We start from the raw sequence: 19,052 nt of genomic DNA, 5'->3' as shown, positions 1-19,052 counted from the left end.
CCAGATCATGGCCCATTCGTGCTTTGCTGCATTTATCAGACAAATTTTACTGGGAGTGGCGACTTTCAGTAATGCTCAATCTACGCAAGAATCGGACCCATAACTCAATGTGGAGCAACTTCCGAGACGGTTTAGGTGTTCGGCGGCGTGGTGAGGAAATCAACCTCGATCAGCGTTCGATAAGTCGACACTTGCAGGAATTGAGTCAAGCTCAAAGGGCCGATCCCATAATTCTAGCAGAGATTCAAATAACAACATGTCGCGCGCTCTAAGGAGATAAAAAAAATATTCAAAGCACATTTTTTTGTTCAACATTGATTTTAAAAACACCTTAAAATCAGTGCGTTGGGGGGGTAACTTACCCACCGACTGGACTAGGTATGTCAATTCTATACACTTCAGCCGCCTTTGTACCCGGCTTTCTAATGTTCTTCGCAGGCAAATACATTTTAAAAACAACACCTTATGGATATTATTAAAATTAGCGTGTTGGGAATTTCAATTTGGTTTTATTTAACTTACCCACCGACCGACCTGAGTATCTCAATTTTATACATTTCAACCGCCTTTGCACCCGACTCTCAAAACTTCGTTGAAGACAAATGTATGTCAAAACAGCACCTTGTGGATTTTATTTGCTGTGAATGTTTTTTGGTGCGATTGATGCATATTAAGAGAGTAGGAAGACAAAATCATCGTAGCAAGGAGGTCGTCATGAGAAACGCTATCCGCAACAGTTTGATTATTTTAGCCAGCTTTTCAACTACCGCTTACGCCGCCGCTGAAGCGGGTGGGGAAGGGGGAAGTTTCCTTCTGACTCTGTTCATCGGGTTTTTTGCACAGATCATCGTCTTTCAGTTGGTTCCCGCGGTTGTGCTGTTTGCCGGGATGTTAAAAGGGTTGTTTGTTCACGATGACAAGTCAGGAAAACATCTCAGTTAGGCGTTACGGAGAGGTCCGTCTGTTGTGCTCAGAAAGGGCGTGGTCATGCAAGGACTGCTTATCGCAAATGAAGATCGTCAATCACGGGATCAGTTAGCCGAGCTCTTTGTTGCAGATGATTATCAGGTGACGATGACGGATTCGGTAGTCAATGCCCTGGAAGGGATACTCAACAAAACGATTCAGGTGGTTGTTCTGGCAGGTAACTTCGATGAGATACACGTTGCCAAAACGGTACCGCTGCTTAAGAAATGCAATCAGTATCTTTCGATCATTCTGATTTCAGATGAGATGCCACTCAATCTGCTGCGGAGAATCCGCAAGGAAGGCATCTTTTATCATGCCTTAAGACCGGCCGGAGATGAGGGCCGGGAGGAAATCTACCAGGCGGTTCACTGTGCCTTCAGAACCTATCAAGCACGGAAGGATGCGTCGAGTTCGACTCAATCGAAGGGGGCTGCAATGCGAAGAGTAAAAACAGTTTTAACCAGTTTATCCCTTGTGCTGATTGCGGTTGCCCCGGCGTTGGCGGCAGACACAACGACAACCTATACCAGCGGTATTCTGGTCCTTGCTTTTGTCGGTATTTGCGCCCTGTTGGTTGTGGCTCAACTGCTGCCAGCAATCCGCTCCCTGTTCGGGATGACCAAGGATGCAGCAAAAAAGACCTCTGCCAGCAAGTACAGTCATGTCACTTCAAAGAAGGATTAGCGGGCGACTGAAAGGAGAGACGCTATGTTCGATCTGTTCACACATATCGGCAAAGTCACCGAGGTTTTTACCCTGGTTGATTATTACTCCTATGTCAAAGGTGTGGAGTACTTGATCTGCGTTGCATTCTTTGTCATTTTTCCGATGTTTTACCGCTACATCAACCACGAGGATTAGCGTTTTAATGCTTTAGCGTTCAAGGGGTACCAGGAAACACTATTCGATATTGTCGGGTTGCCTTGGTCGATAGCATGTAAGCGGACAGGCACCCCGAAATATACAGGGGGACGTGGGCGCTATGTTTGTTGCTTCGAGTTGACGCATGAAGAGATTTTTTCTTTTACTGATAGCTGTTTCGTTTGCCATGAACTGCTCTGCCATGGATGCCCCGGAAACCGTCGAAATCTATGCTCTGTCCAATCTTTACCAGCCGGTCGAGTTTAATCATCAGCTGCATACCGAGGTCACAAGGGATTGCTCGGTTTGTCATCACCACACCACACCACACCACACCACCGGAACCGGGACAACAGATATCTACTGTGCAAAGTGTCACGGTCAATTTGAAGAGATAGATGTGGATTCTTGCGCTGATTGTTATTCCGATGAACCGTTCTCGGCAGAGTCAGGAAAATCTACACCACTACACTGAAGCAACTTATTGGAATAGTTTTTATCATTACATCTGCTGTTGACAATCGCACATACTCCCGATTAGCCTGGGCCAACAATGGCAAGCTTGATTCGATACAGGCTTTCTTGGACTCTCGTTTCATCGGAAGAAACCTTGTAAACTCGCGATTTTTAGTAATAACTAAGTGAAAAAACTCAAAGGAGTAGAAAATGACAAAATCAGAACTGATCGACGCAATAGCGGAAAAAACAGAATTGAGTAAGGCAGATGCTTCTAAGGCCTTGGCCGCTACACTTGAGTCGATTACAGACGCCCTAAAAACAGGAGAGAAAGTAGCCCTAATCGGGTTTGGTACTTTCAGTGTGTCACCGCGTGCAGCTCGGACTGGTAAAAATCCTCAAACTGGCGAAGTGCTTGCTATCCCTGCGTCCAACGCGGCGAAATTTAAAGCTGGCCAGCAGCTCAAAGATGCCGTGAACTAATCGTCACAAATACATACAAAAAACAAAAGGCCCGCCTGGAAATCAGGTTGGGCCTTTTTGTGATGCGGGGGGCAGTAGTTTTACCCGTCTAGGGGGATAGAATTTACCAAGAGCGTTGTGCTAAAGCGTCCTGAATATGCACCAAAGCAAGAATCGCCTATGATCTGGTAATCATGGGCGATTCGCGTGTTTAAAAGGGTGACTTATCGAAAAGGAAGACCCCATTCGGAATTTCTGCTCAACGGTTTTTACCAGCAGGATCGCTCTGTGGTGCTGGCGATGCCGGAGCGACATGTAGCAAACGGGGCGAAGTTGGTGTGACTGATAGGGACTTTCGACTCTCTAAGCAAACAAAATCTTTCAGAGTATCAATTAGCCGATTTGTCAGATAAATTCATTGGACCGCCTGTTATGCTTGATACTGCCCCCTGATTCGTTGCGAGGTTCGGCATGGCGCAACACTACCATTTAGTCACGTATTCCAAAGAGGAAGAACTGGCCAACCGTCTGACGCATGGACTGGCTGCGATCCTGAGCCTGTCCGGTCTGGTGGTTCTGATCGTGAACGCAGCAAAAACCGGCGATCCCTATCGGGTCGTCAGTTGCGCCATCTACGGTAGCGTCCTCAGTCTATTCTACCTCATCTCCACCCTCTACCATTCGTTACGCAAAGCAAAGGCACGCTATGTCTTCCGCATCCTTGATCATGCCGGCATCTTTGTCGTGATTGCAGGGACCTACACACCGTTTACGCTGGTGTCATTACGAGCGGGACGTGGCTGGATGCTGTTCGGTATTGTCTGGGGGCTGGCAATCGCAGGTGTCATTTTTAAATCCCTCATGACACACAAATTGGTCTTTTTGGCGCCGGTATTCTATATCGCTCTTGGTTGGCTGATTGTGGTCGATCTCGAAGAGCTGTTAACCATGGTCCCGGCTAATGGCGTAGCCTGGTTGGTAGCCGGGGGGCTTTGCTACACCCTTGGGATTGCCTTCTATGCCATCGACCGTATCCCTTTCAATCATGCGATCTGGCACCTCTTCGTCATTGGCGGCAGCCTTTGCCATTACTTGGCGATCCTCTGGTATGTTGTGCCGCTCTAGTAAAATAGGTTGGAAAATTGGTAATATGTCCCGAGCGGATGAAGGACGCTAAAAACTGTAGCGCAGGCCCAGGGCCAAGGCATTCGAGCCACCAGATTCGGCGACATAACCATAGCCGTTGGAGCGATGATGGATACGGGCCAGCACTTCCAGTGGGGCCTCGGTCGGCAGCTCGAAAGCCAGTTCCAACATCCAGTAAAGCAGCAGGCGCTCGGTATTGCCATCGGTGGCAATTTCGATCCTTGGCTTGTCGAACGCATAAGACGGTCCCATGCCGTAGGCAATGCTGGTGTCGACAAACCGGTCCCACCAGAAGGCTTCCCAGCGGACGGTCGCCAAGGCGTTCAGTTCCCAGTGCTCTTGCAGGCCGACATGCTTGGCCGTCTGCCCCTCGACCTCGAAACTGAGCAGATCCTTATAACGCCCGAGCCGTCGTCCCAGAGCAAAGACCAGCAGGTGCGAGTCCTGTTCGTGGATTTCATTGTTGGTGAAAAACTCGCGCCACTTGTTGATGGTCATCTGCGCGCCGTACAGATTGATAAAATTCGCCGGTTTGTCGGCCCGACAAACGGTCGACCCGCCATTGATCAGCACCAAGCAGCACAGGGCCAGCAACCATCTGCCGACTGAACTTGCATCCATCATGACGGCCTCCCCTCGGTCTTGCCTGCACCTCGCCACGAAATATCACCCGCAACGGGGCCGACAGGACAAAAACTACCGACACAAGTATAGCCGAAGAATTGTCGGTTGTCGGGGCCATTGGTTGCACACTGAAACCCTGTCCGGCACTGTTTTCGCATGCTGCGGATCAGTCCGGCGACCGGGAAATATCAGCGGCAACGGGATAAAGAAAAAGCGCCGTACCCGGAAGGTTGCGACGCTTACAATTGGTAATCTATTTGTTATCAGTGGGATAGGCACCTTTCAGGCAGGAGCCAGTCCCACTACCTATTTCCCATAACTCACCCCTTTAAATACGCAAAAAGCCCACGATTAACTGATCATGGGCTTTTCTTGGAATAGGGCATTAATCGAACATGTTTTACTGAGAAGTGGCCACTTCCAGTAAAAGACGCGGGTCACGGCGGCCCGGTGTCGTACCGGAAACCTGACGGCCAACATTGTAGAACGTGGAGCGAGCCTGCTCCCAGATGCGGCAGACCGCTCAATCGATCTCTTCGAGTGAGTGAATAAGCTTGTGAACCGCTCTTGTTGTATTGACGGCCTCTTTGGTGATCGGTTCTGTTTTCCCGTAGCCGACTGCGATTTCGGCGGTAACGGAACCTAGTCGATCGGATATCTGGCGCAATTCGTCAACAAGGGCTTGGTGTTCATCTGCTGGAAGACCCGGGTTCCTATCAGGCATTATTCATCCTCCTTTGGTTTGAGTTGTTGGGTGGTTCTGATAGCCTGTCAGGAGGGGCGGGAAAACTCAAGACGGAAGAGAAGGGTTGGGTGGCGTGACCACTGAAGAGCTGTTGCTTGAAATCAATAATAAGCTGGCGTGTCTTCAGGCAATTGAGTTGCGGCTGTCTTCGATTGAACAGCGGATCGGGAGCCCGACAGGATTATTGCCGCTACAGGAGCGATCAACGAGTTGGCTGTTGATCTCGTCAAGCGTGGGCCTTCTGCACTGGAGGATCATAACCGGCCGCGAAGGTTCGTTTGTCGAGTGCTCCGATTTAGAGACTTGGTTAGAAGTCAGTCTGGAAAGGAGGTGCCTACGATGAAAATCGAGTCCGCGAGGATCGTTGAAGGAAAGCTCCTATTGAAAGGGGGAGACAGCGTAAGATTTATCTTATCTATAATTCTTATCCTGATTCCTTCTGTTTGTTTTTCTGCTCCAGACAAATACACAAACTATGCGATGAGCACCTACGTAAGTCTTCATGATTTTGGAGTTTACAAGGTGAACAACGACCTAAAGGGAATATATAAAGTTGTCAATGGTGAATACACGCATAGTCATTATAGTAATATTATTACAGCCCAGCTTGTTTATGATTATGACAACAATAAATATATAATAAACATATATGCAGCTCAAAGTGATGAGTTTGACATTGCACACATCAATGATTTGGCAAATGAACTAATAGAACCAGTAAAAAATGAACTTGGTTACTTTCGGCACCCTAATACAAAACATTACATAACACCCTTTGGCTCTTCAAAGCTTTCAAGCTATATGAAACATTATGGATATGAAGATAAATCCAGACCAGAGGGAACAGATAAGGAAATAGACAAAAGGTTAAGTATTGAAATTGAGATATTAACTAAAGGCAACAAGAAATTTTATTGTACCAATGAAATGGAAAGCACTACTGTCTTGTGCAGCAAATAGCTTCACCATCTTTCATCCTTGCTCTGTATACTGGACTGTCCTCAAAACGCTAGACACCTTAATCGAAAAGGTTTGAGATGAGGTTACCAAAGCTGCTCATTACCGGCTCAGCGGGTAAGATCGGGACCATTTTAGAGACGGGACTGGCCGACAGCTTTGAACTATACGGAGTGGATAAGTCGGCCATTTCAGGGGGCCGCACGTTTTACGCCGACCTTTCGGACTACCAACAGATCCACGCGGTGGTGCAGCAGCTTGCTCCCGTACCCTATATAGTTCACCTTGCAGCTGATCCCCGGGTGGATGCGGATTGGCCCTCGGTGCTGAAGAACAACATCGTTGCAACCCATAATCTCTACGAAACGGCAAGGGTAAACGGAACCAAGAGAATCATCTTTGCCAGTTCGAACCATGTGACGGGCGGCTATGAGAGCTTTCCTCCTGGCTCTGAGAGCGACCATGTCTCTCGTCTGATCACCGTCCGCGATTCGGTGCGGCCCGACAGCGATTATGGGGTAAGCAAGCTCTTCGGGGAAGCATTGGCCAGAGAGTATTACGATCGCTTCGGATTGGAGTCGGCCTGTCTCAGGATTGGTATGGTCCGAAGCGATGACGATCCCGCCAAAAATGCGAGAAGCCGGAAAATCTGGCTCAGCCATAGGGACCTGATTCAGTTGCTGAAGAAGAGTCTTGTCGCCGATATAAAGTTCGGGATCTATTACGGTGTATCGAACAACAGAGACGGGCACTGGGATATTGCCAACGCAAGGGAAGATCTTGGCTATCATCCAGAGGATGATGCGTCACGCCGGTGAGAGTGAACCGGCAAGCTGGCCGGAGCCCGTAGACAGCTTCACATTGCATGAATCAGAGGGAGGTGTGTTGATGCGCAAGCGGATTATCAAGCAAAGTTCGAAGGAATTATCACCCCCCGAACAGGGTTGGTTGGATCTGGAACCTCTCGCGGAAATCGAGCTCACTTCCGAAAATGCTGCCCACCCGATCGAGTCAGCCATCATTCCCGGCACCGGGCCGGGCTGGAGAGCGATGCACCCTGGGGAGCAGACGGTCCGTCTTCTCTTTGCCGAACCACTAAGGATCAGGCGAATCCACCTGGAATTTGAGGAAGAAAATCAGGCCCGCACGCAAGAGTTCGTGTTGCGCTGGTCAGTGGATGGGCTGCAGAATTACCGGGAGATTGTGCGCCAGCAGTTTAGTTTCAGTCCACCAAGCACGACCCATGAGGTAGAAGACTATCAGGTTGACCTTAACGGGGTGACGGTACTTGAATTGAGGATTGTTCCAGACATCAATGTGTCTGCTGTCTGTGCTTCGCTCAAGCAGCTTCAGCTTGCATGAGCGCAGGAAAAGCCCACCCTGGAATCGGGTGGTCTGTCTTGTAAGTCACCATTTCCGAATCATAAGAATCCCCCAGCCTGCTTATGCGGGCTGGGGGATTCTTATAAGTTGACCGATAATGACATCCACCGCCCTATGTGACAACTACGCTGACACATAGGGATCGCTCCTATCCTAGGAGCAGTGAACCGACGAGGGGAGGTATAGCAGATACGCCCGCTAACGCCCCTTAGCGACCCTAACGGGTGCAGGGTGGCTACTAGTATTGCTCTGGCGGCATCGGGCCGACAGACTAGCCATAGCGACTTTCTATCACCGGACCACCCAGGGAACCTCAGGGAGACAAAAACGAAAAACGGGTTAGCTCAAAAATGAGCTAACCCGTTAATTTTATTGGCGCGCCACGAGAGATTCGAACTCCCGGCCTTCTGATCCGTAGGAACTTGTTACCAAAAAAAACATAGCCTTGCCAACTTCCATCCATCATACCGTTATCACAGTACTTTTAACAGAAATATTCAAATCTAGGCACCTTGGCAGAAATTGCGATTTCTTTTATTTTCAGCAACTTAGCCATCATGACGGTCTTATCCACACGCCTTGGGGCGCAACACGATGCTCTGCCTCGCTTTCCGACGATGCGCAGACCTTATCACCGGAACCTCCAGGGAACCTCGAGACCACAGAGCTGCAACTTTAGACCACAGAAAAACCACCCCCGCAGGCATCAAAAATGCCGCACGGCAAAACCAGATTCATGGACCCTGCAGACACATTTCAGATTGCAATGTGTTGCTTTGCGCGAGATTCAAGACATGGCGGATGGAGCTAGATCCAGACCCATAATTCAACGGTTCTATCCACCAAACAAAGGTTGTAACTAAAGAGTTCTCAGCAAAGCGCCGTTACAAGCGGATTCCTGGGTAGCGCAATTTGCTGACCATCATTTTCGATTGAAAAGTGGCTTTCTCTTAGATTTCGGGGCATTGAAGCTGAATCACCTTTTTTTCGTGGATAGGTCCGTAATTCAATATGAAGCAACTTCCGAGACGTTTTTGGCTGGTCAGCAGTGTTGAGAGAAATCAACCTTGTTCAACGTCCGATAAGTAGTGAGTAAACAGCCACCTCCTCGCTCGAAACAGTCTGTCAAACCGCAACTTCTATTTCCCCAAAGCCTGATACATTGCGGCTGACAGCTTATTGAGGTTATACGGTTTTGTGACAACACCCTTGAAGCCATATTCAGTGTAATTCGCCATGGCCGGGTCATCGGCATAGCCGCTGGAAACGAGCATTTTCGCTCCTGAATCAATCCGCAGAATATTTTTGGCTGTCTCTTGCCCTCCGATCCCTCCGGGGATGGTTAAATCTAGAATGACAAGATCAAAAGGGTCACCGATATCTAACGCCTGTTGATACAGGTCCATGGCCTGCTGACCATCGGCCGCTGTTTCAACCGTAAAGGATAATTCCTCAAGCATTTCGGTGATTGTGCTGCGGATCATCTCTTCATCATCCATGACGAGAATTTTGGCGGTCTGTCCTTGAGCCGAGGTCTCGACTTCAGCTTTCTGTTGCGGCAGTTCCTGTGATTCAGAAGCGGGCAGGAAGAGGGTAAAGGTCGTTCCTTTGTCACGCTGGGAAGCGACGCTGATGTGGCCACCGTGCTTGTTGATAATGGAATAGATTGTTGCCAGACCGAGACCACTGCCCGTCTGTTTGGTGGTGAAATAGGGATCGAATATCCGATCAAGGAGTTCGGGGGGGATGCCCGTACCCTCATCGGCCACAGTGATCAGAATATATCTCCCCTCGGCAAGGCCCGGCACGGTGTTCTTTGCAATATCTGCATTGCCCATAGTGATATACAAATGGCCGCCGTCGGGCATGGCTTGCTTGGCATTGATTGTCAGGTTTCCGAACACCTGTTGACTCTGTCCCTGATCTGCCTTGGCCAGCCACAGGTTGTCTTCCACGGTAATGACTGGCTTAACGTTGCTGCCGGCAAGATTGAAATGGACAACTTCTTCGACCAGACTTCCCAGACTCAAACTTTCTTTGATTGGCGCTCCGCCTTTGGCAAAGGTCAGCAACTGATTAGTGAGAAGGGTTGCCCTGCTCATCGATTTGTCGGCCGCTTCGAGGAACCGGAACCCTGGGTGATCTGTTGTCATTTTTACCTTGGCCAGTGAGATGTTACCGTACAAGCCAGCCAGAATATTGTTGAAATCATGGGCAATGCCTCCAGCCAGTGTCCCGAGGGCTTGCATCTTCTGCATCTGCTGGAGTTGTTCCTCCAGCTGCTTATGTTCGGTGATGTCCCGAATGATGGCAACCACCCCCTCGATAAGGCCATTTTTCCCCTTTAGGGGGAAATAACGGGTCAAAAGGTGCCGCGTGCCCAGGTCAAGAAACGTACGCGTGGTCTCAAACTCAACAGTCTCGCCCCGCAGACAGGCATCGAGTCGGGGCAGAACCAGATCCTCGAAGGTCTCTTTTGGTAAAAAGGCAGATACGGACCGACCGATAATCCGCTCGCTGTCGAGACAATGGTAACGAACAAAGGTCTCATTAACCATCAGGTAGCGGTAATTGGCACTGATCGTCGCCACCAGATCAGGGGAGCTTTCCACCGCCTTCTGGTATTCACGCAGTGAGACGCTCTGCCTGACGACCCGCTGGGTTAAATCGGCATTGGTGGTACGCAGCCGGTCTTCCGTCCCCTTGACTCGCAGCATGCTATGAATTCGTGCAACCAGTTCAACATTGTCGATCGGCCGGGAAATAAAATCGATGGCTCCGGCGGCAAAAGCCTCGGCACGGAGCTTCGACGTTGAAAGGTGCGAGGTAATCAGGATAATCGGAACATCGACGGTCGCGGCAGCGGACCTGAGCCGCCGGCAGAGTTCGAGGCCATCCATTTCCGGCATCTGCATATCGCTGATAATACCGTCAAACTTATGGACGGCGATCCACTCAAGGGCCTCCTGGGCACTCCCGACTGTCTCGAGAAAAGCCATGGGAACGCTGGCGGCAATCACCCCCTTCAAAACTGCCAGGTTTTCTGGATGATCATCTACCAGCAACAACTTGGGTCTGTTTTTAAGCATCTCACCCCCCCCTTTTTTTCCGAAAACCTCAGCGCACCCGTAAGCCATCACGGCCGATATTATGCCACGTTATTTTCTGCTGCAATTGCAGTTCGACATATTTCTTCAGAGACACCAATCAAGGATTCAATAGCGAGCAGTATTTTTACCCCGTCCTCAACCTTGCCCAGCCCTTGAGTATAGCTTTTTTCTCCATTGTGGCAAGGCGGAGGTTCGATCTGCCATGCATGTTTGACTTCAGAGCATGTGAGACAGAGGTGACAACTATCCTGGCACATAGGTAATTTGTCCCGAAAACACCTTCGTTCAATGTTCGATAAGTGAACACCTGTAGGAGTCGGAAGCTTAGCCGGTCCCCCCCCCCCCGCACCTAAACCAATTGCTTTGCGTTTAAAAGTACAACTGAGTCGATTAGAGTTGTATAAGACTTGGGATTGGCCTAATCTAAGAAATCTTTATTGGTTGGAAAGTATGCAGATGACATCAAGGTCCTCGCAAAAAATAGTTATCATATTCAGCCTGTTTTTTTTCCTTTTGACGGGTCTTTGCCCAACTGCGGGCAACACCTCGATTTGTTCTTTTGAAACTGATTCTGTGCCGTCGGCTAGCTCCTCGGTAGATTCTAGTGTCGTCACGGCAAGCGCTTCCGCATCCAGAGATTCTGGCGACCAGAAAGTTTATAGAACTGTAAAACCTCGCCCCAGACTGAAAAGGTCTGTTTCATCCGAAGTTGTCCTTGAATACTCTTCTACATCTCGTATTAATACCCCATTGCCTATTAAATGTTACCGCAGCAATTCCTCTATCCACTATCAATTCCCATCTTCTACGTTGACATGCCTTAAAACGATCGTACTGCTGACTTAGACCTACCACCCAATTTCTTTCGTTCGTTACACCACAGAAATACCTGAATATTGCATTTCGAGTTTTACGCCGTAATCAGGAACTAAAGAATAGCCGCTTTTCGACACGCCAAGAACACGGCACAGGATTGAAAACAAATTGGCGAATGAGGGGGGGGCAGCATGAAAAACATCTTGCTAGCAACTGATCTTTCAGTTGAGGACAATCGTGCCTGTGAGAGGGCAATTAATTTTGCGGCGTCTTGATTTTGCGGCGTCTTGATTTTGCCGACATTCGTATGAGCTTTTGGGGAAAAGAGTAATAAGTATGCTGGCATGCCTAGAGAAGGAGCCACTGTGAAGACAAATAGAAGACTGTATTTCTGGATTTTTGCGATTGTCACTTTGCTGACAATCGCTGTAACGCCACAAGACACCTTCGCTGTTGCCAAGGGGACTGTGGCCAAAACCCAAACAGTTTACGTTCCTGTCTACTCCGAACTTTTTATTTCAGCCAAAAAAACACCGATTCGTCTGACAAACATTGTGGTTATCAGGAACGTCGATATTGACAATGAAATCAAGGTTTTGTCTGCGCACTACTATGATACAAAAGGCCTGCTGCTAAAAAACTTCTACCCTGAACCTATCAATCTGGCCCCGCTGGAAACCGCCCGTATCTATCTATCAGAGCAGGACCAAGAAGCCGGGATCGGAGCTAATTTCATTATTCGCTGGAATGCTGAGAACGCAGTTAATACTCCCATTATTGAATCCTTAATGGTTGGGAGTCATGGTCGTTCCTTTGTCAGCCCCAGCCGAGTTCTCAAAGAGAAAAAGGAGACGTTATGACCAAATAGCCGAGTTAGCTTTCATGGATGATGGTCATCTTTTATCAGCTGTAAAAGCTGATTAAATGATCTACTTTTCACCTAAAAGAGGAGTCCGGTTTGAATCGACCATTATTGGCTCTGGGCAAATCGACTGCGGGCAGCTTGCGTGACCTTGCTCCTATTATTCTCGTCGTCGCATTTTTCCAGATAGTGGTATTGCAGCAACCACTACCAAATCTATTTGACCTCAGCATTGGCATTATCTTTGTTGTATTAGGACTGACCTTTTTTATCTACGGTTTGGAAATGGGACTTTTCCCAATCGGAGAATCCTTAGCCAATGCATTCGCTCGAAAAGGCAGTGTTTTCTGGTTGCTTTGCTTTTCCTTTGCTCTTGGCTTTGGCACCACTGTAGCAGAGCCTGCGTTGATCGCGGTTTCTGCAGAAGCAGCTGAAGTGGCTGCGAGTGGCGGAATGATTGAAAATTCCAGTGAGGCACGTCAATCCTACGCGAGCGGCTTACGCTATGTTGTTGCTTTCTCTGTCGGCTTGGCGATTGTACTCGGTGTGTTGCGTATCCTTAAAGGCTGGCCGATCCACCTGATGATCGTCATCGGCTACTCCCTCGTCGTGCTTATGACGATCTTCGCCCCTAAGGAGATAATAGGAATTGCGTACGACTCTGGTGGTGTCACAACTTCGACCATTACAGTTCCCCTGGTAACGGCTTTGGGTGTGGGCTTGGCATCCAGCATTAAAGGGCGCAATCCAATGCTCGATGGTTTTGGGCTTATCGCCTTTGCCTCCCTCTCACCGATGATCTTTGTCATGGCTTATGGAATGGTGATCTGATGGGGATTATTTCCGATTTATTTATAATGTTTTTTTCAACACTGCGAGACGTACTACCAATTGTAGCGATTATTTTCGGCTTTCAATTCTTTGTCATCCGCAAACCTATTCCGCAGATGCGACAGGTGTTGATCGGATTTACCTATGTGATCATCGGCCTTGCGCTGTTTCTTCTTGGATTGGAAAAAGCACTCTTCCCTATAGGCCGTCTGATGGCGACCCAATTGACCGATCCCGATTTTATTCTGACGGGAGTACAGAGCGTAACAAGTGTTCCTGACTGGAAGGATTACTATTGGGTATACTTGTTTGCCTTCGCAATTGGGGCGAGTACCACTGTTGCTGAACCATCTTTAATTGCCGTAGCTATTAAAGCCAATGAGGTTTCAGGCGGTGCCATCAGTGTCTGGGGGCTTCGCATCGCCGTTGCGGTCGGTGTCGCCATCGGAATATCCCTTGGTACATATCGAATTGTTACCGGAATCCCGCTACACTATTTCATCATCAGCGGATATATTGTGGTGGTAATACAAACATTTTACGCCCCTAAAATGATTGTCCCTCTGGCTTATGACTCCGGCGGAGTGACCACTTCAACCGTAACTGTTCCGCTGGTTGCCGCTCTAGGTCTTGGTTTAGCCGAAACAGTCCCTGGGCGCAGTCCGCTACTCGACGGTTTCGGCCTGATTGCTTTTGCCAGCCTGTTTCCCATAATAACGGTAATGGGTTATGCCCAGCTGGCGCAGTACAGGGCACGACGTACCCAGTCTAAGCAACAAAAAGAAGAGGAATCTACACAAAACAACAATCCCGCGCCACCGGCGCATCAATAGGAGCGATGATATGCATTTCAAACTGATTATTGCCTTTGTCGAAGATACCAAAACCGAAGCGGTGATGGATGCGGCCCGACAATCCGGCGCTACCGGCGCTACCGTCATCCACAATGCGAGGGGTGAAGGTCTCAAACAATCGAAAACTTTTTTTGGTCTTTCCCTTGAAACCCAAAGAGATGTTCTGATCTTTCTGGTTGAGGAGCACCTCAGCAGGAAAATCCTTGAAACGATTGGAAACGTGGGGGAATTTGACACAGCTCCAGGGACCGGCATTGCCATTCAGCTCGATGTCGAGGATGCCGTTGGTATTGCCCATCAAATTAAAGAACTAACTTCCGTTGTGGAGGAAATACGATGAGCAATAAATCGCGAGTCTGCGTGCGTGAAATCATGAATGGAAAATATAGTATTGTTGACGGCCGCCTGACAGTGCGGGAAGCCTTGACAATCATGCGACAGAAGGAAGTAGCGTGTCTGATAATCCGCAAACGTAGCGATGATGACGAATACGGAATTGTTTTGCCGGCGGACATTGCCAAAAAAGTGCTGGCCAAAGACCGCTCCCCAGACCGGATCAATGTCTATGAAATCATGACCAAGCCCATCATTTCGGTATCCCCCAAGATGGATATACGCTACTGTGCCCGGCTTTTCGATCGTTTTGGCCTGACCCTGGCCCCCGTGATTGAAGATGAACAGGTTCTAGGTATTATCGGCTACCAAGATATTGTTCTAAAGGGTATCAGCTGTCCTCTTTAGGGCGAGAAGCTATGAATGCAGGGGCACACGAACATTAGCCCGTGTGCCTGAGTTACCCCTTAAAGCACGCGAAAGGCCCATGGTTCCCTGAACATGGGCCTTTCTTGCTTTGCTGTATAAATCAGACAGTTTTTACTGCAAAGCACCCCTTTAAACTCGCGAAACGCCCATGATTACCAAATCATGGGCGTTTCTTTGAATAGGGTACTTATCTAACATTAACTTACTGGAAGTGGCGATTTACAGTAATGCACGATCTAGCCACCCTCCATACCCATAATTAGTTGTGGTGCAACTTCCGAGACGCTTGCCCCAGGTTGACGTTTTCGAGCTGAAGTTGCTCCTGCTCGATGTTCCACAAGTCGACACTTGCAGGAATCGGGGCTGGCGGGAGTCGGTCAACAGTTACTAGTTTTGAGACTGATAAATGTCTACTCACCTAGCGTCGATTCAGTTGGTATTCCCCTTAGGATACGCTTACCTATTGCCTCGTCAGCCAGCACCACCGCACGTTTAGACCCCTTCTGATGTGTGTCGATCAGATCGGCTCAGGCCTGTGCCCATACTTAGCGGCCAGGCAAGATTCCCTTCCCTCTTATTCATTTAATCACAACGATCTCCACCACCCCTTCCCGGCGAACAACGGTGATGCCAACATCCAGGGCGTATCGCTTGAACGAGAGATCAATGCTTGCCTTGCCCAGTTGCAGATTCCTTATATGCATTTCGTCGATGAAATCAGGCAGCACAGGGTAGTGGAAGCGGATCTGTTTTTGTTCCGCGCTGACCGAAAGTCCAAGACAAGCTTGGAGTAGCAGGAAGACGGAGCCGGCCGCCCAGGACTGGGGTGCGCAGGCGAGAGGATAGACGATCGGCCCCGAACGCTGGCGCTTGGAGAAGCCACAGAAGAGTTCGGGTAGACGGTACAGGTCCATTTGCTGGGCGGTGGCGAAAAGGCCCTCAAGCACCCTCATGGCGTCCGCCGTGTAACCGTAGCGCGCCAAACCCTGGGCAATAAGGGCGTTGTCGTGGGGCCATATCGAGCCATTGTGGTAGGACATGGGGTTGTATCGGGCTTCGCCGGCAGCGACGGTGCGGATTCCCCAGCCGCTGAAAAAGTTTTCCGCCAGAAGGGTTTTTGCGACACGCGCTGCATAATCTTCTCGTGTTATACCGGAAAAGAGGGTGTGCCCGGCGTTAGAGCCAAGCACTTGACAGGGACGGTTCTCTCCGTCAAGGGCCAGGGCATAGCTGGATATCTTTTCGCACCAGAAGGCACGATGGAAACGATCTTTCAGGGTCTTGGCTTCGGCCCTGAGATTTCCTGCGAGTTCGATCTCTCCCATAAGCTCAGCAAGTTGCGCGGCGCGAAGCTTGGCATCGTAGACATAACCCTGTACCTCGCAGAGGGCTACGGGGCCTTCGGCCAAAGACCCGTCGGCGTGAAAGACGGAATCCCAGGAATCCTTCCATCCCTGGGTGACAAGACCGGTGGAGGAGTGGCGAACATATTCCACGAAACCGTCCCGGTCCTCATCGCCGTAAGTGTCGATCCACTCCAGGGCCTTACGGATATTGGGCCATATTGAGCGGATCAAGTCAAAATCCCCCGTACGCTCGAAATAAGCTCCGGCAAGGACGACGAAAAGCGGGGTGGCGTCGACGCTTCCGTAGTAGCGGCCGAAGGGGATCTCCCCCAGGGCGGCCATCTCTCCCTCGCGGGTCTCGTGGATGATTTTTCCTGGTTCGGCGTCCTGTTCCGGGTTCAGTTCCGTGGACTGGGTCGCGGCGAGATAGGTCAGAACACCCCTGGCGATCTCGGGGTTAACCCAGAGCATCTCCAGGGCGGTGATGATCCCGTCGCGTCCGAAAGCGGTGCTGAACCAGGGGACCCCAGCGTAGGGGTAGGGGCCGTGCGGAGTCTCGGTTATCATCATGCTCAGGTCGTTAAAGGAGCGGGACAGCCACCGGTTGAACTGTTCATTGGAGGTCTCGATTTCGCAGCCATTTTTCCGGGTCTGTCGCAACGCACTTACGGTTTTATCAAAATCGGACTGATAGGAGCAGAGGCGCGGTTCGCATCCTTTGCTGTCGCAGGAGACGGTGACGAAGAACAGAGCCTCTTGTTGGGGGGCGAGATCAACCTTGAAGCGCACCTCCGACTCGGTCAGTTCTTCCGGTTGCGGCGAAAAGGTGAGCCTCGTCCGCCTGATCTTTCCGTCGAGACCCTCGTAGGGGAGGACGATGCAGCAATCGTCGATCTGTGCATCCAGCTTTCGGCCTCTCTTTACCCTGTGCATTCCCCGGACCTCGAAAATGTCCCTGAAGTCGGCATCGAAGGCGAGGGAAAGGATGGCTGTTACCGGGGTGAGACCGAAATTCGCAACCCGGAGGCGCTCGAAGCAGGTTTCCTGCGAGAGGAATTTCGAGCGGAAGATATGCAGGGATCCCCTGGGGATGTGAACTTCACCGTCGATGGAGATGTCGGGGTTCATCAGGTCTACGGTGAGGAGTTCATTCTGGTCGTTGACGGTCGAATTGAGAAGTAGAGGGCGCTTGTCGCCGAAGAAGAGTTCGAGGTGGGAAAGGAACCTTGTCCCCTCATGGAAAACCCCCTGTTCACCGAGCCCGACAGGGTGAATGTCGCCGCGACAATCGAAGACCGCAAAGGTTTCGCCCTGCTTGAGAACCCGCGTGCGGTCGTCGGCCAAGGAGGAGGTGGCGAGGATGTAATATTGATCCTTAACGCGGATGATTTCTTCCACAACGGACTCCTTGAGTGTCACTAATGTTTCATCTGCTACTTTCGAATTGGCAGTAAACTAGTGGCTGCGGACAGAGACTGGCTCACGACTGACATCGGCGGTAGGAGCAGCTCGTTCTCCATGGCAATCAGTTCACTGTAGAGCTTCAAATAGCCCTCTGCCATATTCGCTACCGAGTAACACCTTTCGAAGACCTCGCGGCAGAGCTCTCTGTCTAGCTCCGAAACCCTTTCCACCGCTAAGACCGCTTCGTCCTGGTTTTCTACAATAAAGCCTGTAACCCCGTTTTGGATGACTTCGGAGACCGAGCCGTTGCGGTAGGCGATCACCGGGGTTCCGCAGGCCATAGCCTCGATCATCACCATGCCGAAAGGTTCGGGCCAGTTGATGGGGAAGAGCAGGGCGCTGGCATTGCCGAGGAAATCGTCTTTTTCATCTTCGCCAATCTCCCCGATGAACTCGACCAACGGATCGTTGAGCAGCGGATTTATCTCGCGCTCAAAGTATTCCCGATCGATCCTATCCACCTTGGCGGCGATTTTGAGCTTCATCCCAGAACGCTTGGCGATCTCGATAGCGTGATCGGGCTGCTTTTCCGGTGAGATGCGGCCGAGAAAGGCAAGATACCCCTCAGGCTTTACATGGACGCTGTAGAGATTTTCTGGCAGCCCGTGATAGACGGTTCCCGCCCAATTAGCCTGGGGGATTGGCATCCTCTGGGCCTCCGAGATTGAGACGATAGGCATCTCGGAGAATTCCCGGTAGAGGGGGCCGAGTTCAGGGAGATCAAGCCTGCCGTGGAGGGTGGTGAGATTGGGAGTCGGATTCAAGCGTGAGAGGGGAAAGTGTAAGTAGTCGATGTGATAATGAATAATATCGAACTCACCAGCGCTCTTGGCAACTTTCCCCATCATCGAAACATGAGGAGCCAGAGGATCTAGGCAGTCGGGTGAGAGCCTCAAGGCAGTATCCGAACAGGGAATAAGGCGTGCTCTAGTGATTGAGTCTGCGCTGGCAAAAAGGGTCACATCGTGCCCCTGCCTAATCAGTTCCTCTGTCAGATAGGAGACGATGCGTTCGGTACCGCCGTAGCATTTTGGCGGAACGCTCTCGTAGAGGGGGGCTACTTGGGCAATTTTCATGATTCAGACTGACCCCTGTTATGACGATGGTTGGCATAAAAACGCCTGTCATCCCTCGGCCTGGAGTCCCATTTTAATGAAGGGGGCCCTTTTTGCACCCCAGTTAATTTTAATCAGGAATCTTACAGTGTCAACACGACGAGCAGAAAAACAAAGGGAGATTTTGTTGATCGGAACCGGCTTCCTACTTACCCTTCAATCCAGTGCCTTGTTTGACTGGCCGCTGGCCGAAGACCTGCTACCGGATGAAAATGTCTCGGAACTTACTCCTCCCAAAACCATGGTCTGACGGTCGGTGCAACCGGTATAGTCCTACAGTCCCCGATAA

20 protein-coding genes are annotated in these 19,052 nt (G+C 50.2%); 15 read left to right on the top strand and 5 right to left on the bottom strand.

The genetic code is table 11. From position 1 onward, the window contains the following. The first annotated feature begins 714 nt into the window (after positions 1-714). From ACZ5PT_RS02150 to trhA, 6 genes are all read left to right on the top strand, one after another. On the top strand, positions 715-942 hold the full coding sequence (locus ACZ5PT_RS02150; RefSeq protein WP_464265167.1) for a hypothetical protein: 228 nt from the start codon (positions 715-717) through the stop codon (positions 940-942). Positions 943-987: 45 nt separating this feature from the next. Then, entirely contained in the window at positions 988-1,653 is a 666-nt protein-coding gene (locus ACZ5PT_RS02145; RefSeq protein ID WP_464265166.1) for a DNA-binding transcriptional response regulator, read from the top strand. A 24-nt stretch (positions 1,654-1,677) separates the two neighbouring features. Then, positions 1,678-1,830, top strand: a complete 153-nt coding sequence (locus tag ACZ5PT_RS02140; RefSeq protein WP_464265165.1) for a hypothetical protein — start codon at positions 1,678-1,680, stop codon at positions 1,828-1,830. Between the two features lie 145 nt (positions 1,831-1,975). After that, positions 1,976-2,305: a cytochrome c3 family protein gene (locus ACZ5PT_RS02135; protein ID WP_464265164.1), complete on the top strand. Its 330-nt coding sequence runs from the start codon at positions 1,976-1,978 to the stop codon at positions 2,303-2,305. Positions 2,306-2,496: 191 nt separating this feature from the next. Next, positions 2,497-2,769, top strand: a complete 273-nt coding sequence (locus ACZ5PT_RS02130) for an HU family DNA-binding protein (protein WP_464265163.1) — start codon at positions 2,497-2,499, stop codon at positions 2,767-2,769. Positions 2,770-3,219: 450 nt separating this feature from the next. Further along, the gene (trhA, locus tag ACZ5PT_RS02125) at positions 3,220-3,873 is read left to right on the top strand and encodes a PAQR family membrane homeostasis protein TrhA (RefSeq protein ID WP_464265162.1); all 654 of its coding nucleotides are present in this window, start codon (positions 3,220-3,222) and stop codon (positions 3,871-3,873) included. Between the two features lie 48 nt (positions 3,874-3,921). On the opposite strand, the gene ACZ5PT_RS02120 is transcribed toward trhA, so the two are convergent. Together ACZ5PT_RS02120 and ACZ5PT_RS02115 are read right to left on the bottom strand one after the other, a co-directional pair. Further along, positions 3,922-4,518, bottom strand: coding sequence for a hypothetical protein (locus tag ACZ5PT_RS02120; protein ID WP_464265161.1), 597 nt, complete (start codon positions 4,516-4,518; stop codon positions 3,922-3,924). A 523-nt stretch (positions 4,519-5,041) separates the two neighbouring features. Beyond that, positions 5,042-5,242 carry a hypothetical protein gene (locus ACZ5PT_RS02115; RefSeq protein WP_464265160.1) on the bottom strand — a complete coding sequence of 67 codons (201 nt, stop codon included), beginning with the start codon at positions 5,240-5,242 and terminating at the stop codon, positions 5,042-5,044. Positions 5,243-5,602: 360 nt separating this feature from the next. Between ACZ5PT_RS02115 and ACZ5PT_RS02110 the strand changes: the two genes are divergently transcribed. From ACZ5PT_RS02110 to ACZ5PT_RS02100, 3 genes are all read left to right on the top strand, one after another. Then, the gene (locus ACZ5PT_RS02110) at positions 5,603-6,223 is read left to right on the top strand and encodes a hypothetical protein (protein WP_464265159.1); all 621 of its coding nucleotides are present in this window, start codon (positions 5,603-5,605) and stop codon (positions 6,221-6,223) included. A 77-nt stretch (positions 6,224-6,300) separates the two neighbouring features. Then, on the top strand, positions 6,301-7,038 hold the full coding sequence (locus tag ACZ5PT_RS02105) for an NAD-dependent epimerase/dehydratase family protein (protein WP_464265158.1): 738 nt from the start codon (positions 6,301-6,303) through the stop codon (positions 7,036-7,038). Continuing rightward, positions 7,001-7,582: a hypothetical protein gene (locus tag ACZ5PT_RS02100; RefSeq protein ID WP_464265157.1), complete on the top strand. Its 582-nt coding sequence runs from the start codon at positions 7,001-7,003 to the stop codon at positions 7,580-7,582. The genes ACZ5PT_RS02105 and ACZ5PT_RS02100 overlap by 38 nt, the downstream gene beginning before the upstream one ends. Before the next feature lie 1,160 nt (positions 7,583-8,742). Here the strand turns inward: ACZ5PT_RS02100 and ACZ5PT_RS02095 are convergent. Beyond that, positions 8,743-10,692 carry an ATP-binding response regulator gene (locus ACZ5PT_RS02095; protein ID WP_464265156.1) on the bottom strand — a complete coding sequence of 650 codons (1,950 nt, stop codon included), beginning with the start codon at positions 10,690-10,692 and terminating at the stop codon, positions 8,743-8,745. A gap of 1,202 nt (positions 10,693-11,894) precedes the next feature. On the opposite strand from ACZ5PT_RS02095, the gene ACZ5PT_RS02090 reads away from it, so the two are divergent. From ACZ5PT_RS02090 to ACZ5PT_RS02070, 5 genes are all read left to right on the top strand, one after another. Further along, positions 11,895-12,389: a DUF3124 domain-containing protein gene (locus ACZ5PT_RS02090; protein WP_464265155.1), complete on the top strand. Its 495-nt coding sequence runs from the start codon at positions 11,895-11,897 to the stop codon at positions 12,387-12,389. A gap of 98 nt (positions 12,390-12,487) precedes the next feature. Then, a complete protein-coding gene (locus ACZ5PT_RS02085) occupies positions 12,488-13,222 on the top strand; it encodes a DUF1538 family protein (RefSeq protein WP_464265154.1) in 735 nt (244 codons plus the stop codon). Then, a complete protein-coding gene (locus ACZ5PT_RS02080; RefSeq protein WP_464265153.1) occupies positions 13,222-14,055 on the top strand; it encodes a DUF1538 domain-containing protein in 834 nt (277 codons plus the stop codon). Before ACZ5PT_RS02085 ends, ACZ5PT_RS02080 begins: the two co-directional genes overlap by 1 nt. A gap of 10 nt (positions 14,056-14,065) precedes the next feature. Beyond that, complete coding sequence (locus tag ACZ5PT_RS02075; RefSeq protein ID WP_464265152.1) at positions 14,066-14,416, top strand: P-II family nitrogen regulator; 351 nt, start codon at positions 14,066-14,068, stop codon at positions 14,414-14,416. Next, positions 14,413-14,817 (top strand): CBS domain-containing protein, encoded by a 405-nt coding sequence (locus ACZ5PT_RS02070; RefSeq protein WP_464265151.1) that lies wholly within the window; start codon positions 14,413-14,415, stop codon positions 14,815-14,817. Before ACZ5PT_RS02075 ends, ACZ5PT_RS02070 begins: the two co-directional genes overlap by 4 nt. Before the next feature lie 599 nt (positions 14,818-15,416). Here the strand turns inward: ACZ5PT_RS02070 and ACZ5PT_RS02065 are convergent. Together ACZ5PT_RS02065 and ACZ5PT_RS02060 are read right to left on the bottom strand one after the other, a co-directional pair. After that, the gene (locus ACZ5PT_RS02065; RefSeq protein ID WP_464265150.1) at positions 15,417-17,582 is read right to left on the bottom strand and encodes an amylo-alpha-1,6-glucosidase; all 2,166 of its coding nucleotides are present in this window, start codon (positions 17,580-17,582) and stop codon (positions 15,417-15,419) included. A 35-nt stretch (positions 17,583-17,617) separates the two neighbouring features. Continuing rightward, the gene (locus ACZ5PT_RS02060; protein WP_464265149.1) at positions 17,618-18,724 is read right to left on the bottom strand and encodes a glycosyltransferase family 4 protein; all 1,107 of its coding nucleotides are present in this window, start codon (positions 18,722-18,724) and stop codon (positions 17,618-17,620) included. Between the two features lie 127 nt (positions 18,725-18,851). On the opposite strand from ACZ5PT_RS02060, the gene ACZ5PT_RS02055 reads away from it, so the two are divergent. Then, entirely contained in the window at positions 18,852-19,013 is a 162-nt protein-coding gene (locus ACZ5PT_RS02055; protein WP_464265148.1) for a hypothetical protein, read from the top strand. The last annotated feature ends 39 nt before the right edge of the window (positions 19,014-19,052 follow it).

Source organism: Desulfuromusa ferrireducens, assembly GCF_055389805.1.
Note: the sequence above shows the minus strand (reverse complement) of the source record. Positions and strands in the feature narration are given on the sequence as shown.